Origin of the sequence: Streptomyces sp. NPDC050619, assembly GCF_040654815.1 — a bacterium.
Classification (GTDB): Bacteria; Actinomycetota; Actinomycetes; order Streptomycetales; family Streptomycetaceae; genus Streptomyces.
This window is the reverse complement of record NZ_JBFAIR010000080.1, coordinates 1-18457: the sequence shown is the minus strand read 5'-3', so window position 1 is coordinate 18457 and position 18457 is coordinate 1. Positions and strand designations below refer to the sequence as shown.

15 protein-coding genes and 2 pseudogenes are annotated in these 18457 nt (G+C 68.7%); 5 read left to right on the top strand and 12 right to left on the bottom strand.

From position 1 onward, the window contains the following. Positions 1 to 287 (top strand): annotated as a pseudogene (locus AB0I77_RS52215) (hypothetical protein); the annotation flags it as partial. 410 nt (positions 288 to 697) lie between these two features. Here AB0I77_RS52215 and AB0I77_RS52210 read toward each other — a convergent pair. The 3 genes and pseudogenes from AB0I77_RS52210 to AB0I77_RS52200 all read right to left on the bottom strand — a co-directional run bounded on the left by AB0I77_RS52210 (position 698) and on the right by AB0I77_RS52200 (position 3331). After that, complete coding sequence (locus AB0I77_RS52210; RefSeq protein WP_363290087.1) at positions 698 to 1255, bottom strand: PfkB family carbohydrate kinase; 558 nt, start codon at positions 1253 to 1255, stop codon at positions 698 to 700. A gap of 116 nt (positions 1256 to 1371) precedes the next feature. Further along, positions 1372 to 2043 carry a class I SAM-dependent methyltransferase gene (locus AB0I77_RS52205; protein ID WP_363290086.1) on the bottom strand — a complete coding sequence of 224 codons (672 nt, stop codon included), beginning with the start codon at positions 2041 to 2043 and terminating at the stop codon, positions 1372 to 1374. A 36-nt stretch (positions 2044 to 2079) separates the two neighbouring features. Next, positions 2080 to 3331: pseudogene (locus AB0I77_RS52200) on the bottom strand (IS256 family transposase). Between the two features lie 287 nt (positions 3332 to 3618). Between AB0I77_RS52200 and AB0I77_RS52195 the strand changes: the two are divergent. Next, entirely contained in the window at positions 3619 to 5256 is a 1638-nt protein-coding gene (locus AB0I77_RS52195; RefSeq protein WP_363290085.1) for a zinc-ribbon domain-containing protein, read from the top strand. 48 nt (positions 5257 to 5304) lie between these two features. Here AB0I77_RS52195 and AB0I77_RS52190 read toward each other — a convergent pair whose 3' ends face one another. From AB0I77_RS52190 to AB0I77_RS52175, 4 genes are all read right to left on the bottom strand, one after another. Next, positions 5305 to 7413 (bottom strand): tetratricopeptide repeat protein, encoded by a 2109-nt coding sequence (locus AB0I77_RS52190; protein WP_363290084.1) that lies wholly within the window; start codon positions 7411 to 7413, stop codon positions 5305 to 5307. A 35-nt stretch (positions 7414 to 7448) separates the two neighbouring features. Beyond that, positions 7449 to 7877: a hypothetical protein gene (locus AB0I77_RS52185; protein WP_363290083.1), complete on the bottom strand. Its 429-nt coding sequence runs from the start codon at positions 7875 to 7877 to the stop codon at positions 7449 to 7451. A gap of 291 nt (positions 7878 to 8168) precedes the next feature. Beyond that, positions 8169 to 8579 carry a hypothetical protein gene (locus AB0I77_RS52180; protein WP_363290082.1) on the bottom strand — a complete coding sequence of 137 codons (411 nt, stop codon included), beginning with the start codon at positions 8577 to 8579 and terminating at the stop codon, positions 8169 to 8171. Between the two features lie 176 nt (positions 8580 to 8755). Then, positions 8756 to 9043, bottom strand: coding sequence for a hypothetical protein (locus AB0I77_RS52175; RefSeq protein WP_363290081.1), 288 nt, complete (start codon positions 9041 to 9043; stop codon positions 8756 to 8758). Positions 9044 to 9088: 45 nt separating this feature from the next. Here AB0I77_RS52175 and AB0I77_RS52170 point away from each other — a divergent pair, with 45 nt between their 5' ends. After that, positions 9089 to 10120, top strand: coding sequence for a nucleotide kinase domain-containing protein (locus tag AB0I77_RS52170; RefSeq protein ID WP_363290080.1), 1032 nt, complete (start codon positions 9089 to 9091; stop codon positions 10118 to 10120). Positions 10121 to 10161: 41 nt separating this feature from the next. Here the strand turns inward: AB0I77_RS52170 and AB0I77_RS52165 are convergent, their stop codons facing one another. The 4 genes from AB0I77_RS52165 to AB0I77_RS52150 are packed head-to-tail and all read right to left on the bottom strand — an operon-like array spanning position 10162 to position 12553. Next, entirely contained in the window at positions 10162 to 10953 is a 792-nt protein-coding gene (locus AB0I77_RS52165) for a hypothetical protein (protein ID WP_363290079.1), read from the bottom strand. A gap of 42 nt (positions 10954 to 10995) precedes the next feature. Next, positions 10996 to 11892, bottom strand: a complete 897-nt coding sequence (locus AB0I77_RS52160) for an ImmA/IrrE family metallo-endopeptidase (RefSeq protein ID WP_363290078.1) — start codon at positions 11890 to 11892, stop codon at positions 10996 to 10998. Then, positions 11889 to 12296, bottom strand: a complete 408-nt coding sequence (locus AB0I77_RS52155; protein WP_363290077.1) for a helix-turn-helix transcriptional regulator — start codon at positions 12294 to 12296, stop codon at positions 11889 to 11891. The genes AB0I77_RS52160 and AB0I77_RS52155 overlap by 4 nt, the downstream gene beginning before the upstream one ends. A gap of 2 nt (positions 12297 to 12298) precedes the next feature. Further along, a complete protein-coding gene (locus AB0I77_RS52150) occupies positions 12299 to 12553 on the bottom strand; it encodes an acyl carrier protein (RefSeq protein ID WP_363290076.1) in 255 nt (84 codons plus the stop codon). Positions 12554 to 12670: 117 nt separating this feature from the next. On the opposite strand from AB0I77_RS52150, the gene AB0I77_RS52145 reads away from it, so the two are divergent. Beyond that, the gene (locus AB0I77_RS52145) at positions 12671 to 13555 is read left to right on the top strand and encodes a nucleoside triphosphate pyrophosphohydrolase family protein (protein ID WP_363290075.1); all 885 of its coding nucleotides are present in this window, start codon (positions 12671 to 12673) and stop codon (positions 13553 to 13555) included. 145 nt (positions 13556 to 13700) lie between these two features. Here AB0I77_RS52145 and AB0I77_RS52140 read toward each other — a convergent pair whose 3' ends face one another. Next, positions 13701 to 13982 (bottom strand): hypothetical protein, encoded by a 282-nt coding sequence (locus AB0I77_RS52140; RefSeq protein WP_363290074.1) that lies wholly within the window; start codon positions 13980 to 13982, stop codon positions 13701 to 13703. A 167-nt stretch (positions 13983 to 14149) separates the two neighbouring features. Between AB0I77_RS52140 and AB0I77_RS52135 the strand changes: the two genes are divergently transcribed. Next, positions 14150 to 17791: a hypothetical protein gene (locus AB0I77_RS52135; RefSeq protein ID WP_363290073.1), complete on the top strand. Its 3642-nt coding sequence runs from the start codon at positions 14150 to 14152 to the stop codon at positions 17789 to 17791. The last annotated feature ends 666 nt before the right edge of the window (positions 17792 to 18457 follow it).

Below are 18457 nucleotides of genomic sequence, written 5' to 3'. Positions count from 1 at the left end.
ACGGCTTCTACTTCGTCGTCGACCGGTCCAAGGACATGATCATTCGCGGCGGGTTCAACGTCTACCCGCGCGAGCTCGAGGAGGTGCTCATGGAGACACCCCGCGGTCTCCCTGGTCGCCGTCATCGGAGTTCCGCACCCGAGTCACGGGGGGAGGAGATCAAGGCCGTCGTCGTCAAGAGGGCTGGCGACAGTACGACTGAGGCCGAGCTGAGAGCCTGGGGGAAGAGCAATTCGCCGGTTACAAATATCCGCGCGTCGTCGAGTTCGTCGACGCCCTGCCCATGACCGCCACCGGGAAGATCCTCAAGCGCGAACTGTCCTAGATAGAAGCAGGGCCGTCTCCGGCGCACGGGTTCCCTGCGCACTGCACGCGCCTCGTGGCTGTCACCCGTCGCGTCGGTCGCCGGTCCACGGCTACGAGGACGGGCTCAGTGCCGATCCGCTGCCTGCGGCCTGGCCTCGGCGACGCACATGCAAGCTCCGCAGCAGAAGCACTCACTCGTCGGGCGCAGTCAGGACTCTGTGGGTCGATTCTAGAATCTTCTCCGACAGTTCCGTACCGGCGGCGACCGGCTCATCTCGCGGCGGGCCAACCGGTGCCGAGCTGGTCACCGTGCTCGCCCGAGAAGCAGAGGTCGACGAGGGCTCCGCGCGCGGTGTGGCACAACAGCTGACGGAGGAAGCGGCCCGCCTGCTCACGCCTCCAGTTCTGCCGCCGTGGGTGGTTCCGCCCCTTCACGCGCGCACGTGAGAGCGGCTGCGCGGGCGGCCACCGCCAGTGCCTCGGTGAGGATTGCGGGAAGCCGGTTGGCGTCGGTGGCCGCGCGCAGTGCCGCGCGTGCCGTCGCGGCTTCGGCGCCTGGGCCGCCACCCAAGAGCCCGGCGTGCAGCAGCCGGCTGACCAGCCCGGCCATGAACGCGTCGCCCGCTCCCACGGTGTCCACCACCCGGACGGACATCGGCGCGATGTCCTGGCAGCCGTGCCTCCACCAGGCCCGGGCGCCGTCGGCTCCCCGGGTGAGGACGACCAGCGCCGGGCCGCTCTGTGCCCAGCGGGCCGCTGTTCTGTCGGGGTTCTCGCCCGGGTGGAGCCAGGCCAGGTCTTCTTCGCTCGCCTTCACCACGTCGCTGAGGGCGACAAGTTGCTCCACCCGCTTGCGTTCCCGCTCTGCGGATCGGAGCAATGCGGGCCGCAGGTTGGGGTCGTAGGAGACGGTGGCCGAGGCGCGCAGGGCCTGAAGGATGCTGAGCACCTGGTCGGCGCCCGGGTTCAGGGCAGTGGCGATGGATCCGGTGTGGACGTGTGCTGGCGACCCGGGCGCGCAGGAGTAATTGTCAATACCTGTGGGTGCGTTGTCCGGCCGCAGCGTCAGTGGGTAGGGGTCTGGTGACCTGAGGCCGGCTTGCGGGCCAGGATCTGAAGGCCCGCCGATGTGTTGCCGTTCATGGTGGTCACGGTGGTTCGTCGGGTGTCGATGGTCTCGAAACTGGCGAGCAGGGAGGTGAACCAGCCGCTCGGATGGTGGCGGCACACTGCGCCGTCGCCGGTCTCGAATACCCCGTAGGTGCCGTAGGGCTCGGCGAACCTCGCGTAGCGGTCGCGGTTGCGCTGGTCGTCTTGTAGCAGCAGGTCGCTGAGGTAGAGCAGTGCGCCGGGCTTGAGCACGCGGTGTAGCTCGCCGATCAGCAGCCGCTGTGCGTCGTCGCTGGGGATGCAGGTCAGCACCGCGAAGAGCACGACCACGTCGATGCTCGCGTCCGGGCAGGCGAGTGTCGGCGGTGTGTCCAGCACCGCGAAGCGCATTGCGGGGTGCAGGCTGCGGGCCCGAGCGATCATCCCCGGTGATGTGTCGACGCCGGAGAGGTTGTCAAAGCCCTGCTGTTCCAGCGTGTCCAGGGTTCGGCCGTAGCCGCAGCCGTAGTCGAGGATCGCGGCGCTTCGTTCGACGTTGTCCAGCCACGGTGTGTGCACAGGGTGCGTGAATCGCTTCGTCGTCGCGGCGGCGTCCCAGTAAGCGGTCTGGCTGTCGAGGTCGGCCACGGTGGATGCCTCCCATGGGCGTTTCGGGGAAGGTGGTCACGCTGCCACGGTCTCGGGGCGTTCGACGAGGTGGCCGCGTTCGAAGCGGGCTCCGGCGCGGACGAGGGCGACGAGGTGAGGTGCGTTGACCGCTCGCCAGCGTGCCTGGGCGGACTCGACGAGCTTGAAGACCATGGCAAGCGCGGCGGCCGCGCTGCCGGCGCCCTTGGTGACCTTGGTCCGCAGCCTCACCGTCGCGAAGGTCGATTCGATGGGATTCGTTGTGCGCAGGTGAACCCAGTGCTCGGCCGGGAAGTCGTAGAACGCCAGCAGCTCGTCCACGTCGTCGGTGATCTTCTTGACGGCCTTGGGCCATCGCACCGTAGGACTTCTCGAATGCGGCGACGGCCTTGACTGCGTGCTCGCGGTCCTCGGCGTTGTAGATGTCCTGCAGCGCCTTTCGCGCGCTGGACTGGGCCGACGTCGGGATAGCGTTGAGCACATTGGCTGTTTTGTGAACCCAGCACCGCTGATGGCGGGCCTCGGGGAACACCTCGGCCAGGGCCTTCCAGAAGCCCAGTGCTCCGTCGCCGACCGCGAGGGCCGGAGCGCGCATCCCGCGCCGTGCGCAGTCACGCAGCAGGTCGGCCCAGGACTCGGCGGACTCGCGGTAGCCGTCGGCCATCGCGATCAGCTCCTTGGTGCCGTCCGCGCGCACGCCCATGACGACCAGCACGCAGGACTTCGCCTCCGACAGGCGGATTCGCAGGTGGATGCCGTCGGCCCACACGTAGACGTAGTCCGTGGCCGACAGGTCGCGCTCGCCGAATGCCTTGTGATCGGCCTGCCACTGCGTCGTCAGCCGGGTGACCGTGGCGGGCGAGAGGCCCGCGGAGGAGCCGAGGAACTGCTCCAGAGCGGGCACGAAGTCCCCCGACGACAGGCCGTGCAGGTAAAGCAGGGGCAGCACCTCGCTGATCTTCGGGGACTTGCGGGCCCAGGGCGGCAGGATCGCCGAGGAGAACCGCCTGCGCTCACCGGTGGACTGGTCGACGCGCTTGTCGTTGACCCGCGGGGCCTTCACCTCGATCGCCCCGGCTGCGGTCGTGACCTTCCGCGGCTGGTGGAAGCCGTTGCGCACGACCAGGCGCCGCCCGGACTCGTCCCGCTGATCGGCCAACTCGGCTATGTATGCGTTGACTTCCGCCTCCAGCGCGGCGGCCAGCATCCGCCGTGCGCCCTCGCGGACGATGTCGTCAATCAGGGAGCCGTGTGGTGTCGTTCCGTCTTCGTTGACTACCGTGAGCACGGGCGTGCCTTCCCGACCGACGCGCCAACGTCGGCCTACTTGATGACCATCACAGGATCATTCGGGAAGGTACGCCCTTCACGCGCCAACCCGAGGCTGATCCACAGGTCTTGAGCATTGCTCGCGAATCGTTCCGAGACGGGTGTCCGTATTTCACGGCGTACGGCGTCGGGCGGGGATCGCGTCGGATGAGCCTGCGTTACCCGACGGGGCGGACGGTTCAGACTCGCACGGGCCAGACCTGAGACCACGGGTGTTGTCAGTGGTGGCTGTCAGGATCTGCAGTCATGGGAAAACGGCGAAGTGCCTCTGATGTGGCAGCAGTTCGGGCTCGGCTGAAGGCCGAGTTCCTGTCCAATTTGTCCAGCCCAGGAGTGGTGCTGCAGGACATGCCGCTGTTCTCCACGGACCGGTGCCAGTGGCGCTGCTCGGCGGAAGGATGCGGTCACCAGTGGCCCGCCCGGTTGCAGTTCCGCACCCGTACCGTCAAACCCTCGGGGTGCCCTGAGTGCTGGAAGCGCCGCAACCGGGCTCCCGGCCCGGGAGAATCGCTGGCCGATCTGGATCCTGTGCTGGCACGGCAGTTCCGCCGCAACCTCAGCCGTCCCGACCGCGGTCCGGACACCCTGCGCCCGCAGTCCCATGACCTGTGTGAGTGGGAATGCGCGCAAGGGCACTTCTGGCCGGCGACTCTCGCCAACCGCACCAATGGACGCGGCTGCCCGGACTGCACCGGCCACGGCCGCTCCCCGTTCGAGTGCAACGTCGCCATGCTCGTCGAGGCCGCCTGCGGGCTCCGCGTGGAACTGGACCACCGCCTCCGCCTGCCCGGGCGCCGTCAGGACCGCTTCGACCTGCACCTGCCCGAGCCGGCCCCGGGCCTGCTCATCGACCTGGACCCGGAATGGACCCACAACAGGCCAGGAAGCCTGGAGCGTGACACCGTCAAGACCGCGGCAGCACTCGCCGCCGGACTCGACGTGGAACGCATCCGAAGCCGCGGCCTGCCGCCCGTCCCGGTGCATGGCCTGGCCCACCATGAGGCCGGGCCGGGGGTGAACCCCGAAGACTGGGCGGAGGCGGTGGGTGTCGTACTGCGACGGCGCGGCCTTGCCTGGCGGCAGCTCACACCAGCCGAGGTCACCGCGGCGCTCACGAAGGGTGCGCAGCTGTGGCAGAAGGCCGTGGCCGGCCCCGAGGTGTCGGCGGTGGTCGTGGCGCCGCACCTTGAGGAGGAGTTCGTCGCGAACCTTACCAACCCCGGCAAGACCCCCGATCGGATGCCGCCCGGCTGCAACGACGTGTGTCTGTGGCGGTGCCGGAAGCCGGACTGCGGCTACGAATGGAAGGCCATACTGAACAGCCGGGCGCTGGCCGGCCGCGGCTGCAGCCAGTGCGGTCACGCACAGGTAGGTGCGGCAAACAGCAGGCCCGGCCCTGGTGAATCACTCGCCGAGGTCAATCCGACGATGGCCGCAGAACTCATCGAGGTTGTCGGGCACCCCGGCTGGACCGCGTTCGACCTGCTCCCCACGTCGAACAAGACCTGCCGGTGGAGATGCCCCGAACCGCACTGCCGCTTTGAGTATCCCGCCCCTCCCAAGCGCCGCACGGGCCAGTCGAGTGGATGCCCCCGATGCGCTCGCCGACGCACCGTTGCCGCCAGGATGCGCCCCAAGCCCGGCAAATCTCTACAGGACGTGCACCCTGCCATCGCTGGCGAGCTTGTCGAAGTGATCGGCGAACCGGACCTGACCGCGAAGGAGCTGATGCCGTGCTCCGCCAAACTGTGTCGGTGGGCCTGCTCGAAGCCCGGTTGCCCGGGACGGTGGAAGGTCACGCCCGATCAGCGATCCCGCCGCGGCGGCACCGGCAAACGCTGCCCGGTGTGCCACCCGCCGCGAAAAAGCCGCACCCCGCCGTGATCCCGGCCCCCGCCTCGCGCCTTCTCACCGCGATGCCGGTCATGCCCGTCACTGCGTCACGTCGCCGTCCGTTTCGGTTGGCGCGGACAGACCGCGTGTGCGCCTCCACCAGCGCCACGTGTGCTGCTCTCGCCAGCTGCGCAGCCGGTTGTCCACCGAGATTGTGTACGGATGGCGGGGGCCGAACGTCGCCCGGTAGCCAGCGAGAGAACGCTCCAGCAGAGCAACGGCCTTCGCCTTGTCGCCTTGGGACCAGTACAGGAGGGCGAGCTTGGACTGGCCCGTGAGGGTCGCTGGGTCCGCGCTGCCCAAGAGCCGTTGACGAACGGTGACGGTGTCCTCCAGCAACGCAACGGCGCTGACGGCCTCCGGGCCAGCGGCAGCGGGCCTTGGCCTTTCAAGAACCAGTCGGTTGTCCTGGTAGGGGAAGTCCTCCTGCAACACGGTGAAGGCCTCCTTGTCCCGGCGGCCGAGGAAGCAGAACCAAGCGAGATCACGCCGAGCAACGAGCGTCAGGGGATGAGCCCGGCCCAACTGCCGTTCACTGGTACCGACCAGCCGCCGCCAGTAGGGGACCGCCGTGTCCAGGGCCATACTGCGCCCGGCCCAGCGCAGGACGTAGTGGCTGTCCATCTGCCACAGCAGATCCCCTGCACATCCGTCGAGGCTGTCGATGTTGGTGAGCAGCGCGGCCGTCGTCTCATGCGCGCCCCAACGGACCGTGTCGCACAGCTCCGTCAACGCGCCAGCAGCGGTCTTCACCACCTCCGGCACCGCGGCATCAGGGGTGCACTCACGCACGGCGCGTGCCGTCAGGGCGTGCAGCCGCACGGCCCGGGAGCCGGCCTGCGCGTGATCGGTCAGCAGACCGTAACGGTGCAGGAGCCGCAGTGCTGACTGGACCTGGGTGGGACCGATCGCCGTAGGAGCGCAGTCCGGGGGCGTAGTGCGCTGGGTGCTGAGGTAGCGGATGACCGCGTCGCTGACCCACAGGGAACGGGGGTGCCCGGCCGGGTCCAGGACGGCAGCCAGACGCATGACCGGAACGGCCAGGCCGACAGGCTCGCTCGCCTGCGCGACATCCAATGAGAGCAGAAGAGCCGCGGCCACCTGCCGCCCGTACCCCTCGGTGTCCGCCGCGCGCGGCAACAGGTCGTCCAGGTGCGCGGCACTGTCGTTGAAGCGGCGCAGGTACTCCGCACATGGAACGTCCTCATTGACCATGAAGGCGGCGGCGTGCGACAGCGCCAGCGGCAGGAAGCCCAGCGCCTCGGCCAGCACGGCGGCCTGTGTGTCCAGGAGATGATCCGCATGTGCCGAGCTGAGCCGCTCGTGCAGATAGGCCTCGGCTTCCTCGGCGCTGTAGGTGTCGATGTCCACCACGGCCCGGCCGCCGCCGGACAGCGCCGCGTCGTGGCGGCGGGTCGTTGCCACGACGCGGCCGCATCCGAAGGCGGAGGCCGGCGGCCACCACTGCATCGCCTCCGGGTCGGTGAGGTCGTCGAGGACGATCAGCCATGAGCGCCGGGTGGTCGCCAGCCAGTGAAGGAACAGCCCGGCGTCGGACTCGGCACTCTTGCCGAGAAGACGGTCGGAAGCCGCCTCCACGGCGTGCGCGGCGTGGGCATAGCGCGCGATGACCTGCTCGACGTCACTGGCGTCGACCCACACCACCAGGTCGACGCCGTCCACCAACGCCTGATGGGCGTAGGCGGCGGCGAGTTGGGTCTTGCCCACGCCCCCGCCACCAGACAGCACCTGGGCCAGCACCACCATGGCATGACCGTCCCTGGCACGATCGATCCGGTCCCGCACCGCAGACCGGTCCTGGAACGCGGACGCAAGCACCGGCACCGAACCCAACCGGATGGGCCAGTCCAACGGCCTGCTCGGCGGCGGAGCGGAGAGCAGCACCTTGCTGACATGGCCGCTGATGGCCACCGCATGGGCGCCCAAAGCGACCGCGTCACCTGACCGCTCCACCCGCACGGCCCCGCCACCCGCCGAGGCCTGACGCCCCGAACCCCGGTAGCCGCTCAGCGCCTCGGCGCCATCGACGGCAATGGCATCACCGCTCTCACGGACGCTGACGGACGGCATCGCTTCGCCCGAGCCCTCCCGGGCACCCGACGAACGCCCCATCCGAAACTGTCTCATCGGCCCTCCCGTCGTCCACCCGCAGCCACGGCGGCCTAGCCGGTGTAATCGATGCCGGTACCGGCACTGCTTTCCCGCCCGCGGGCAACCGCATCCCCGCTCTGCTCAACACGAGCCGCCCCGCTGCCGCCGGCGCCACGACGGCGAATGCCGGTATGGGCCTTCCCACCGCTGCTCGCCTCAGCTCGCCCCGTCCGCACGGCGCTGTCCCGTGCCTCGGCGGCCGGCTGGACCCAGGCCCACACCAAGGCGCCCACACCCGTGGCGGCCTGCACCGAGGCCCCCACCAGCTGCCCGGTGTCCGGCCCGTCGAGCAGCCAGAAAACGGGGGTCGAAACGATCAACAACATGGCAGCAACCGACACCGCGGCTCTCCGCCCACCCCACATGCTCTGCCCTTCCCTTACAACGCTGCCGTTGTCCAGCGTCAGCCAGCCGAGACTCACAAAGTAATGACGACTCATGCGATCACGGCAGTTCCCGTGCTCCCCGACTCCAACAGGACGCCCTCAAGGCGCAACGGCAGCCCTGGAACGGGCGCCGACCAACGGCGCGCCTCGTACCGGAACGGGCCAGCGCATGGTGACGCCCTGTCCCTCGGGATCGTGCCCCGGCGCGCCGTACGGAGAACCGAAGGCGGAGGCGATCTCCAGGGGCCTCGGCGGCCTGTACCTCATGTGTCCGCTGCCGCTCTGTACCAACTCCCTTTTCCTGTCGTGTAGATGCTGCCATGAGGCTTGTTACTCGTGCAGCCACTACCGAGTCTGGTCCTCGTCTGGTCTGCCGGGCTGCCACACCACGCCTTCGGGCAGGCCGTGGAGGTGATGGCGAGCGGCCCAGTAGTACCGCTGCCAGTTGAGTGGCCAGGGCGGGTTCCACCACCCGTCCAGCTCCGCCAGCACCCGCACGTTAACCGGGACCCCGGCCCACGCCGCGACCTGCGCCTGGGCCGTGACGTTCAGGAGTACATCGCCGTCCGGACGGCGGCCGCGGCTTCGGGCTTCCGGATTCACCCACTGCCACCACCCCCACGCCAGCAGCTCATCCACCTCAAGGCCGTAGCAGACGGCGACACGATGCAGGAACGACCATGTCGTCTCGCCCTGTACCGGCACCGCGCCGCCCGGAGCGCACCAGGCGCCGAGCTCGTCATCCTGGAGGCCCATCTACCTCTGTCCTCGGCGACGGTGGTCAGGGCATTTGAGTAATCGGCCCAGGTCTGCGGGATATCCGATCGGCCGCCCATCGAGGGACGGCGCACGCAGCCGTGACCTGATGGCGTTTGGCGGCGTTGACCGGGTCACCGAAGGCACTCGGGGTGAGAACCGAAACTGACTCGGCCTCACTTCCTGCCGCGAGTGCGTCCGGGAGAGCGTACGGACGGCAGGTCGTCGCGGGTGTTGTCCGCTTCGAGGGCGTCGGCTTGCATCTGGCGGTAGGAGTGGAGGAGTTCGGAGATGACGGCGGGACGGACCTCGGCCGCAGTCACGAGTGCGGCCAGCACCTGCGAACGCGACGTCTGCTCCCCGGCCGCGGCCGCGGCCCGGACCAGGATGTCCAGCCTCGTGTCCACGTCCTCCGGCCAGTCGACCAGCGTCTTGCGTCGTGGACACTGCCACAGCAATTCCACACGTCCCCCTCGCTGACCGATCTATATTGAATATATATTGACCCCATGGTGACGGTGCTGCAAGAGCGTGCAGAGCAGAGGGTCTTAGACCACGACCCGGCGAGGAAGATCCGTGTGGCAGGCCGCACGCTGACGGTGACGCCGGTGTTCGACACCTACTGGCGCTTCGCGGCGGCGCGTCAGAAGGTCTACGAGGCGCGACTGGCCGGTGGAGCGGGGCCGTTCACGGACGATCCGATCCTGCAGCGACACCGCTTCACCAACTGCTTCAGGGCCGCCGACCGGGTCAGCCAAGACCTGATCGGCGGCGTGATCTACCGGGGCGAGCAGGCGTGGGAGGAAATCTTCTTCCGGACCCTGCTGTTCAAGATCTTCAATAAGACCTCGACGTGGCGGCTGCTGAACGGCGCGTTGGGAGAGGTGCAGTGGGAGGCCTACGACTACCGGGCCTTTGACCAGGTGCTGTCCCAGGCGTTCTCCGCGGGGCAGCGGTTGTACTCGGCCGCCTACATCGTGCCCCCGCCGCAGCTCGGCGAGGAGCGCAAGCACCAGAACCATCTGCGGCTGCTGGAGATGATGATGACCGCGGACGCGCCGCAGCGGGTGCTGTCCGCGCCGACGTTGCAGGGCGCCTACCGGGTTCTGCTGGGCTTCCCGGCGATCGGGCCGTTCCTGGCCTACCAGTTCGTGATCGACCTCAACTATGCGGCCGAGATGCCGTTTTCGGAGATGGACTTCGTCGTCCCCGGGCCCGGGGCGCGCGACGGCATCCGCAAGTGCTTCGGGCCGGCGGCTGACGGCATCGAGGCGGACGTCATCCGCTACATGGCCGACACTCAGGACGAGCACTTCGCCCGCCTGGGCCTCTCTTTTGCAGGGCTGCGCGGGCGCCCGCTGCAGCTGATCGACTGCCAGAACCTGTTCTGCGAGGTCGACAAGTACGCCCGGGTCGCCCACCCGGACATCGCCGGGATCAGCGGCCGCAGCCGCATCAAGCAGACCTACCGGCAGCAGGCCGACGCGATGCCGGCCTGGTTCCCGCCCAAGTGGCAGCTCAACGGCCCGCCCGGACACTGAGCTTGCCGCATGCGACGCCGGTGGCCTTGCGCCGGCTGCCGTTATGCCGCGAGGCGGCTGGTGCCGGTCAGCAGCGGACGCAGTTGCGTGATGGGGCCGTTCAGCCGGGCGTGGCCGGCCACCACGGTCAGGGTCCCGCAGCCCAGTTCGGCCTGTTGGGCGATGTAGGCCAGCAGGCGGCCCAAGCCGAGGTAGTTGCCGTAGGCACGCTCGAACATGAAGTGGCTGCGATACAGGACCGCGGCGTGCACCCGTCGGTCGCGGTCCAGCTGGAGGGAGATGTGGCTCAGGCAGGGGAAGCCGATGTAGCTGTTGTCCTTCCCGGCAGTGTGGACCAGCAGTTCGCTGCTGCTCTCCTCCGCCGTGTCCGTGGCTGCAGCTATGTCGATCTCGTACGCGGCGGCTATCTTGGTGCCCGCGGCCTGTGCCCGCAGTCGGCTGATGACGGTGCCGAGCTGGTCGAGGCCGGTCTTCGACGCCGTAGGGTAGAACACCAGGCGGCCGAAGTACGTGCCGCGGTGGTTGCCCGGGTACCGCTTGATCACTGGATACATCCGCCGGTAGCGCTCGGCGAGGTCATCCGGGCCGGCGCTCCGTGCCGCCAGGGCCGCGGGAAACAGGGTGCTGGCCACGGTCTCCAGTGGCCAGAGCCCGCGAGCGGTGCGCAGCCGGTCCAGTTCGGCGCGGAACACCGGGTCGTCGCTCGTCGGGTCGGCGATGCGCACCACCGTGTGCAGGCCGGTCCGGTCCGGGTTGTCCTTGCGGTCCAGCTTGTTGCAGGCGGCGACCCAGGCCTGGGTGACGTCGCGTTCGGTCACGGTGAAGGTGTGCATCAGTCCTCCTGACACATACGGGTGTAGTCCGGGGAATCGGGCTCAGGCGGGCCAGGTCTCGTCGACCCCGGCACGCGGGGCTTCGCGCACCACGGTCAGCCGCAGCGCGGCGCCGTGCGTCGGCACCGCGACCTCGATCAGGTTCTGTTCGCCCGGCGGGAGTTCGTCGGTCACCACGGCGCTCGCCAGCGGCGTCGCGCCGTCACTGGTCCACGGCTCCACTCCCTTAGGCAGGACGTCGAAGACCGCGTTGTCCAGGTACAGCACCAGCACATCGCCCGCGTCGGCGTGCACCGTCTGCCCCGCGGAGGCTGCAGTGATCACGTGCACCTGGGCCTGCCCGGGTAGCGAGGCCCCGCCCGCCAGTGAACTGCGCAGGTCGGCAGGAGCGATCTTGGACCACTGGCCGGCCCGGCCGGCGTCCAGCAGCCGGAGGTTGACCAGGTGGCGTACGGTTCCGGCGTAGGACGTACCCAGTTCGCGCGCCACCCGGTAGACGTGCTCGGGACGCGACGGCCGGCTGCCGCAGATCCGCTCCAGGGCTGCCCGCACCGCCGGCAGGGGCATCAGGAACCATGCTGCGAACGCTTCCGCCGTCTTCTCCTCCTCGGGCCAGCTGCCGTTGCCCCAGCGCAGCGCGGGATCGAGCTCCTCATCGGCCGCGGTGCGATGGCCCAGCCGGTGATGCCCCAGCTCATGCGCGGCCGTGTGCCGCTGGGTGACCGCGTTCAGCGAAGCGTTCAGCATCACGGCTGGTCCCTTGTCGGCGGGGGAGAAGTACACGCCGAACAGCCGGGGCATCGGCTGTGCCATCCCGATTACGTCCGCCGCTCCCAATGCTCGGTGCACGTGAACGTATTGCGTGCGGTCGATGCCGAGGTCGCGGTGCGCCTGGACGGCTGCGATCGATGCGATCCGGTGTGCCAGGGCCCAGTTCACGCCGTCGGACTCCCGCCCTCGGCGTTCTGATCCTCGCGTTCTGCCGCGCGCCGGAGCGTGAGGTATTCGGCGAACTCCAGCACGGTCTTGGCATCCCCGTCGGTGAGTTGAGCCAGCGCTCGCGGCAGACCGGCCAGCGAGTACTCGCTGGCGTCGGCGTCCTTCTCCTCAGCCAGGAAATAGGCGACCGGCTGCCGGTACAGGCGCGCCAGCTTCTTCAGCTCCAGGCTGTCCACACGCCGCTCGCCGCGCTCGATGTCGCTGATGGCCGAGCGGGGGATGCCGGTGGAGTCCGAGACGAACTGCTGAGACATGTTCAAGTAGTCGCGGGTCTTCTTCAGCCGTTCACCGAGCCGCACCAGCTCGGGATCGCGGTCACGGTTGTCGGAGGGGGGAGGGGTCATGACTACTGCCTTTCTTCGATCGCGTCCAGGACCGCCGCTGCGAATGCCCGCACCGACCCGGTCGCCTGGGCCGCTTCCCGGTCTGCGGGAATGGCGACGTGGTAACGCTCCTCGATGCGCGTGAGGATCTCGACCACCAAGAGGGAGTCCACGGGCAACTCCCGCCCGCCCTGCTCCAGTTCGGAGCGAAGCTCGCCGGGGGAGACGCCCTCGTACTCGGCGAGGAAGTCGATGACGACCGAGGTGATGTCGTCCATGCTCGGTGTGCCTGTGTTCGACAACTCTCCCCAATCGTCTGTATATCCAACGACGCTGTCGTAGCATACGACACGCTGTCGGGAAAGCCAACGGGGCTGTCCCAAGATCAGACAGGCGTGCGTGTGGACTTCAAGCGCTACCAGCAAGCGGCCGTCAAAACCCTCCAACCCCCCGCAGAGGGCACCGACCCGGTCCTCGTCCCTCTCCTCGGTCTCGCCGGCGAAGTCGGATCCCTGACCACCGCCTACAAGAAGTTCCTGCGCGATGGACCCGCCTTCGAACAGGGCAAACACCAGTTACGCGAAGAACTCGGCGACGTCCTGTGGTACATCGCCGCTCTCACCCATCGCTTCGGACTCGACCTCGACGACGTAGCCGCCGCCAACCTGGAGAAGGTCAAAGACCGCTGGCGCACCACCCCCCAAGAGGAGCACGCCCCCTTCGACGCCGGCTTCCCCGCCCACGAGCAGCTGCCCCGGCAGACCTCACTCACCTTCACGCCCACCAAGACCGACGACGGCCGCACCGTCATCGTCCTCACGCGGGAAGACGGGACCCCCGCCGGTGACCCTCTCACCAGCGCCTCCCACGTCGAAGACGGCTACCGCTTCCACGACATCTTTCACCTCGCCCACGCCACGGTGCTGGGCTGGTCCCCGGTCACCCGCTTCCTGCTGGGCCGCAAACGCAAAAGTGACCCCCGCGCCGACGAAGCCGAAGACGGCGGCCGCGCCATCGCCATCGAGGAAGGCATCTCAGCCCTCGTTTTCTCGTACGCCGCCCGCCACCGCTACCTCGCCGACATCAAGCACATCGACCAGGAACTCCTCGCCACCATCGGTCACATGACCGCCCACCTCGAGGTCAGCATCTGCCGTGCCGCAGACTGGGAACACGCCATCCTTACCGGCTATGCCGCCTGGCGCCAGCTCCGCGATCACAACGGTGGCATCGTCCAGCTCGACCTCGACCAGCGCACCCTCACCGTCACTCAGGACTGACACCCCGGCGGTTCGGAACGCCCCGGCCGACGCGTTCCGAACCGCCTCGAACGTGAGTGCGCCGGCCGGTGACAGCAAGGCCGAGGAGACACATCCCACCGGCACGCCGAGCGCGGACGATGCGGGCTGGCCCCATGCGGCGGGCTCACGATGCTGCGTCCTGCGCGTCGTTGTCCGGGTGGTGTGGCTGGACCTGCGGCTGCCGGTGAACGGTCGTGGCGGGACCGGCAGAAGGCGGGGACGGCGGCATGGACAACCGTGTGCCGCCGACATCGCGCCCGGCTTGGAGGAGCTGCGCAAGAACGACGGCGGCCGCTTTCCGGCGCGCGGGCCGTGTGGACCACACCGCGGGCAGCACGACGCCTGCAAACACAAAGAACACGAGGGCCAGCACCAGAGCTGGTACATGATCGGTGAGCCAGGACATGCGCACTCCTCGAAGAAGGCCGGGGTTGTGTCGCATCGACCGTGGCGGACGGCAGGCCCAGGTCGGGGTTTCGCTGAAAAGTCCCAAAGCGGACGGGAGTTGGCGCAGGTCACTCCCTACGCTGCCAGAGATCACACTGAATCAGCGTGAACGGCGGGGGTGGGTGCGTGAGCGTGGAGGAGACCTCGGGACCGGTAGCGGTCTTCTGTAAACTGCTGGGGCGCCTGGTGAGCGAGCGCGGCATCCAGCAAAGCGACCTGGCACGCGCCGTGAACCGCAGCACCGCCTCCATCTCCATGCTGCTCAACGGTCATCGCTCCACCCTGCCTCCCTGGGACGATGTCGCCCGCATCGTGGAGTACTGCCACCAACGCTCAACCACCACCCCGCCGTCCGGGCTCAACCCCGACCTGGCCTACTGGCGCCGCCGCCACCGCGAGGCGGAAACCGACGCCGACCAGGCACCACCGCGGCCACGCGCCGCCAAACCGCCCGCTCTGTCACCCGCCCAGAGCATCCCCGACGTCCCCGACGACTTCGTCAGCGCCGTGAGCGTCCTCACCGGAGAAAGGACGGGCTTCGACCGGCTGGCCGCAGAACTACTGGAGCCACTGAAGCTGCACGGTGCCGTAGCCGCCGACCTGAACGCCGTGCTGGAAGGATTCGCCGATCGGGTAGGGGCCAGTTGCGGTACCACCCGAACCGCCCTGCTGCGCGCGGCCGATCTGGTCATCCTGGTGACGGCGTTCTGCGAGACCGTGGCTGCCTCCGGCATCCGCTACACGACAGAACTCGGGCACGAGCAGGCCGATTTCACCAGCGACGTGGTGGCCGAACTGGAGCGTGTCACCCTGGGATCGCAGCGGGTGAGGCATCCCGCCGACCTGCGCGCGGAAATCGCCGCCGCCTACGCCTACGCGGCCGACACCGTATGCGACGAAAGCGGCGTAGGCGGCCAGCGGCCGGACAAGCTCGCACACCGCGCCTGGCGCCGCTACGAAGCCCTGCTGGCCCAGGTGACGTGGGAATGCCCCGAGCTGCGCCTGACCTCCGAGACGCAAGACCCGCCCGAAGCCCTGGACCCGTCCGAGACTGTGACACCGGCCGCTGCCTCATTCAGCCGGGGCCTTGCCGGGTTGTCCCGGCTGTTGGAGACCTTCGCCCAGGACAACGGCGCCTCTACCCCGGCGCACCAGCAGCAACTCCGTGCCCCTCTGGCCCAGGTCGAGGATTCGGGCCCGCGCATCCCCGACCTGGAGGCCGGCTACATCAACCCCGCCTTTCGCGTGGCCGGCCGCTCAGGTGACCACGCCCTGGCCCGTGACGACTGGTGGCAAGTCCAGCCGCTGTGGGACGACCTGGAGGACTTCCTCGCAGCCCATCTGCTCACCGAGGACGCCACCCGTGCGCCGCTGCTGATCCTGGGCCATCCCGGATCTGGCAAGTCGCTGCTGACCAAGCTGATCGCCGCCCGGCTGCCCGCGGCGGAGTTCTTCTGCCAGCGCGTCGAACTGCGCCATCTGCCCGCAGACCTGGCCATCCAGGAACAGCTCGAGGAGGCCGTGCTGCGCTCCACCGGCCGCCGCACACCCTGGCCCGACGTCACCGGCCCGGACACAGGCGTCGTCAGAGTCGTCCTCCTGGACGGCTTCGACGAACTGCTCCAGGCTGCGGCCGATCACATGGATCCCGCACGCCACTTCGCCTACCTGCAAAGCGTGCAGCAGTTCCAGCAGCGCGAGGCCGACCAGGCACGCCCCACCATCGTGATCGTCACCAGCCGCACCGTGGTCGCCGACCAGGCCCTGACCCCGCATCCCAGCACCGTCATCCGCCTGGAACCCTTCGACGCTGACCGCATCCGCGGCTGGCTCCACGTCTGGAACACCACCAACCGCCGCTACTTCTCCACCCACGCCCTGCAGCCCCTCACATGGGATGTGGTGGGCCGTCACGAAGAACTCGCCAGCCAGCCGCTGCTGCTGCTCATGCTCGCTCTCTACGACGCCTCCGGCAACGCCCTGCACCTGCTGCACGGTGAGGACATCCAACGCCTGGGCCTGTACGAGCGGCTCCTGACCGAGTTCGTGCGCCGCCAGGTGACCAAACACAACGCCCTGCCGGCCGACACCGAAGCCGCCCGCGTCGCCCACGAACTGCAGCGCCTGTCCGTCATCGCGATCGGCATGTTCAACCGCCACCGGCAAGGCATCACCGCCACCGACGCCGAAAACGACCTAGGAGCCCTGCTCGACACCGGTCCTGCCGACGCCACGCCACTGCTGTTCGGCCGCTTCTTCTTCATCCACGAAGCCCAGGCAATCGTCACCGGCCACGAACGTAGAGCCTACGAATTCCTGCACGCCACCTTCGGCGAATACCTGCTGACCCGCCTCATCACCGGCGAACTGCGCCAACTCCTGGCCACCACCAGCCCGGACAGCGACCACCCCGTCGACGACGGCCGGCTGTACGCGCTGCTCTCCCACGTCCCGCTCACCGACCGGGCCGAAGTCGTACGCAACACCAGCGAACAACTCACCCGCCTCACCCAGGCACAGCGCGAGCATCTGACCTCGCTGCTGACCAGTCTCTTCAACCAGACGCCCGGCGACACCCACCACCGCACCCACGTGCCTTACCGCCCTGCCCCCACGCACCGCACCCAGCAAGACGCCATCTACAGCGCCAACCTGCTCCTGCTGGCCGTCCTGGGCCACCCCACCCTCCGTGCCTCCACCCTTGTGGGCAGCCGCAACACGGTCGACTGGTGGCGCCGCCACACCCTGCTGTGGCGCTCGCAGTTCAGCGACGGATCCTGGGACGCCTTCACCCGCGCCCTGGCCGCCGAGCCCTTCACCGATCCCACCACCGGCCGCAGAGACCTACTGGTGGGGCTGTCCACGCACCAGCCCGAACAAGAACTCGCCTGGACCGTGAACCTCGCCACCCGAGACGACACCACGGCACAGACCTTCCAGCATCTCGACGGCACCGCTCCAGCCGGCTTGTACCGGCCGGCGGCCTTCACCTACGACCTCGGCGCACAGCACGTGCTGCATGCTGTAGCACCGGTCCTGCACCAGATGCCCGCAGCCCTGGAGACCTACCACGGGGTCGACCGCACCCGCTGCCCGTCCCTCGCACATGCGCTGATCTCCCTGCTGTACCGGCCCGCCAACGATCCCGGGCCGCCCGGCACCCCCTACGCCGAACTCCTTCTGATGCTGCGGAGCCTGTCCGGCGACGAGCGCCTGCTGGCCGCCACCGTCATCGACATCCTCGACCAGCTGACCACCATCCAGTTCACCAGCGCCGGCGGCCTGTCCGCCCTGACCTGGTTGGTCCTCGCCCAGTGCGTCAGCGACCTCGCCGGACGCCCGGACATCCCGCACGATCAACTGGGCCGGATCACACGCCGCTTCGGCCCCGATGCACCCGCCCTCGAAGCCAGCGGCGACCCACTGACCCGACTGCTCTGCCTGTTCACTGAGGCCCAGACCAGCACCATGTGGCACGCTGCAGACCACCCACCGGGCCAGGCCGTGCTCACCGAAGGAATCACCCTGCTGGAGCGCATCCCCCACCCCAGACCGCCCCAAGCCGTGGTCGGCCTGCTCCGCTTGGCCCGCGACCTCGGCGCCGACGACTGGCTCGCCCAACACACCGAGCCGTTGCTGAAGACACTCACCCATGACGGACTGCACCGCCTGCGCCCCACCGACGTCGACTGGCTGCAGCCCCTCGTACACGACGCGCCCCTCCTGGACGAGCTGAACCTCGTCACCCGCCGCTGGCGCCAGCAGTGACAGGCTTGCACAGGTGCACGTGTCCGTTGCTCAGGTCCACCAGACGACTCTCCCGGCGCAGGACCGTGCGCAGGCGCTGTCGTTGGCCGACCGGCGGCGCCACGGCCTCCACTCACCCGGCGGGGCCCCTCAGCCTCGTCAGCCGCGGTCCGGTGGGGTGGAACGGCCGAACAGGTCGTCGAAGAAGATGGTGCCGGCGGCATTGCCGGAAGGCCCGGTGGCCGTCGAAGCGGCCGGCGGACCCTCAACGATCGTGGCGATCGCGGCATCCCAGCAGGAGCGGCACCAGCAGCCCTCTGCCTGCTCTTGCTCCCCGCCGGCACGATCCGCGGCTTCCCTTATGCGCTTGAACGGCTCCCGGCAAGCGCACACCCACTCGCTCGTCGACTCCCGGACCGCCGCTGATCGCAGACATCGTGGTGTCACCCGGCCAGAGAGAATGACGGATGCATGATCGTTAAGAGGGCTCTGCCTCACCGCGGCGCACGCCATCCACCCCTTGATGGCCTCAGCCATCGCGAGGCCAGGTGGCATCCGCAGGACGGATACCGTTGGCCCATGGGAGCAGATGAGAAGTTGTTGTCTTTCCGGACTTGAGGGCGGCGTTTTTGCTGGTCAGGAGTAGGAGTGGTGGTTCCGTGGGAGTGGTGGCTTGGCGGGTCGTCG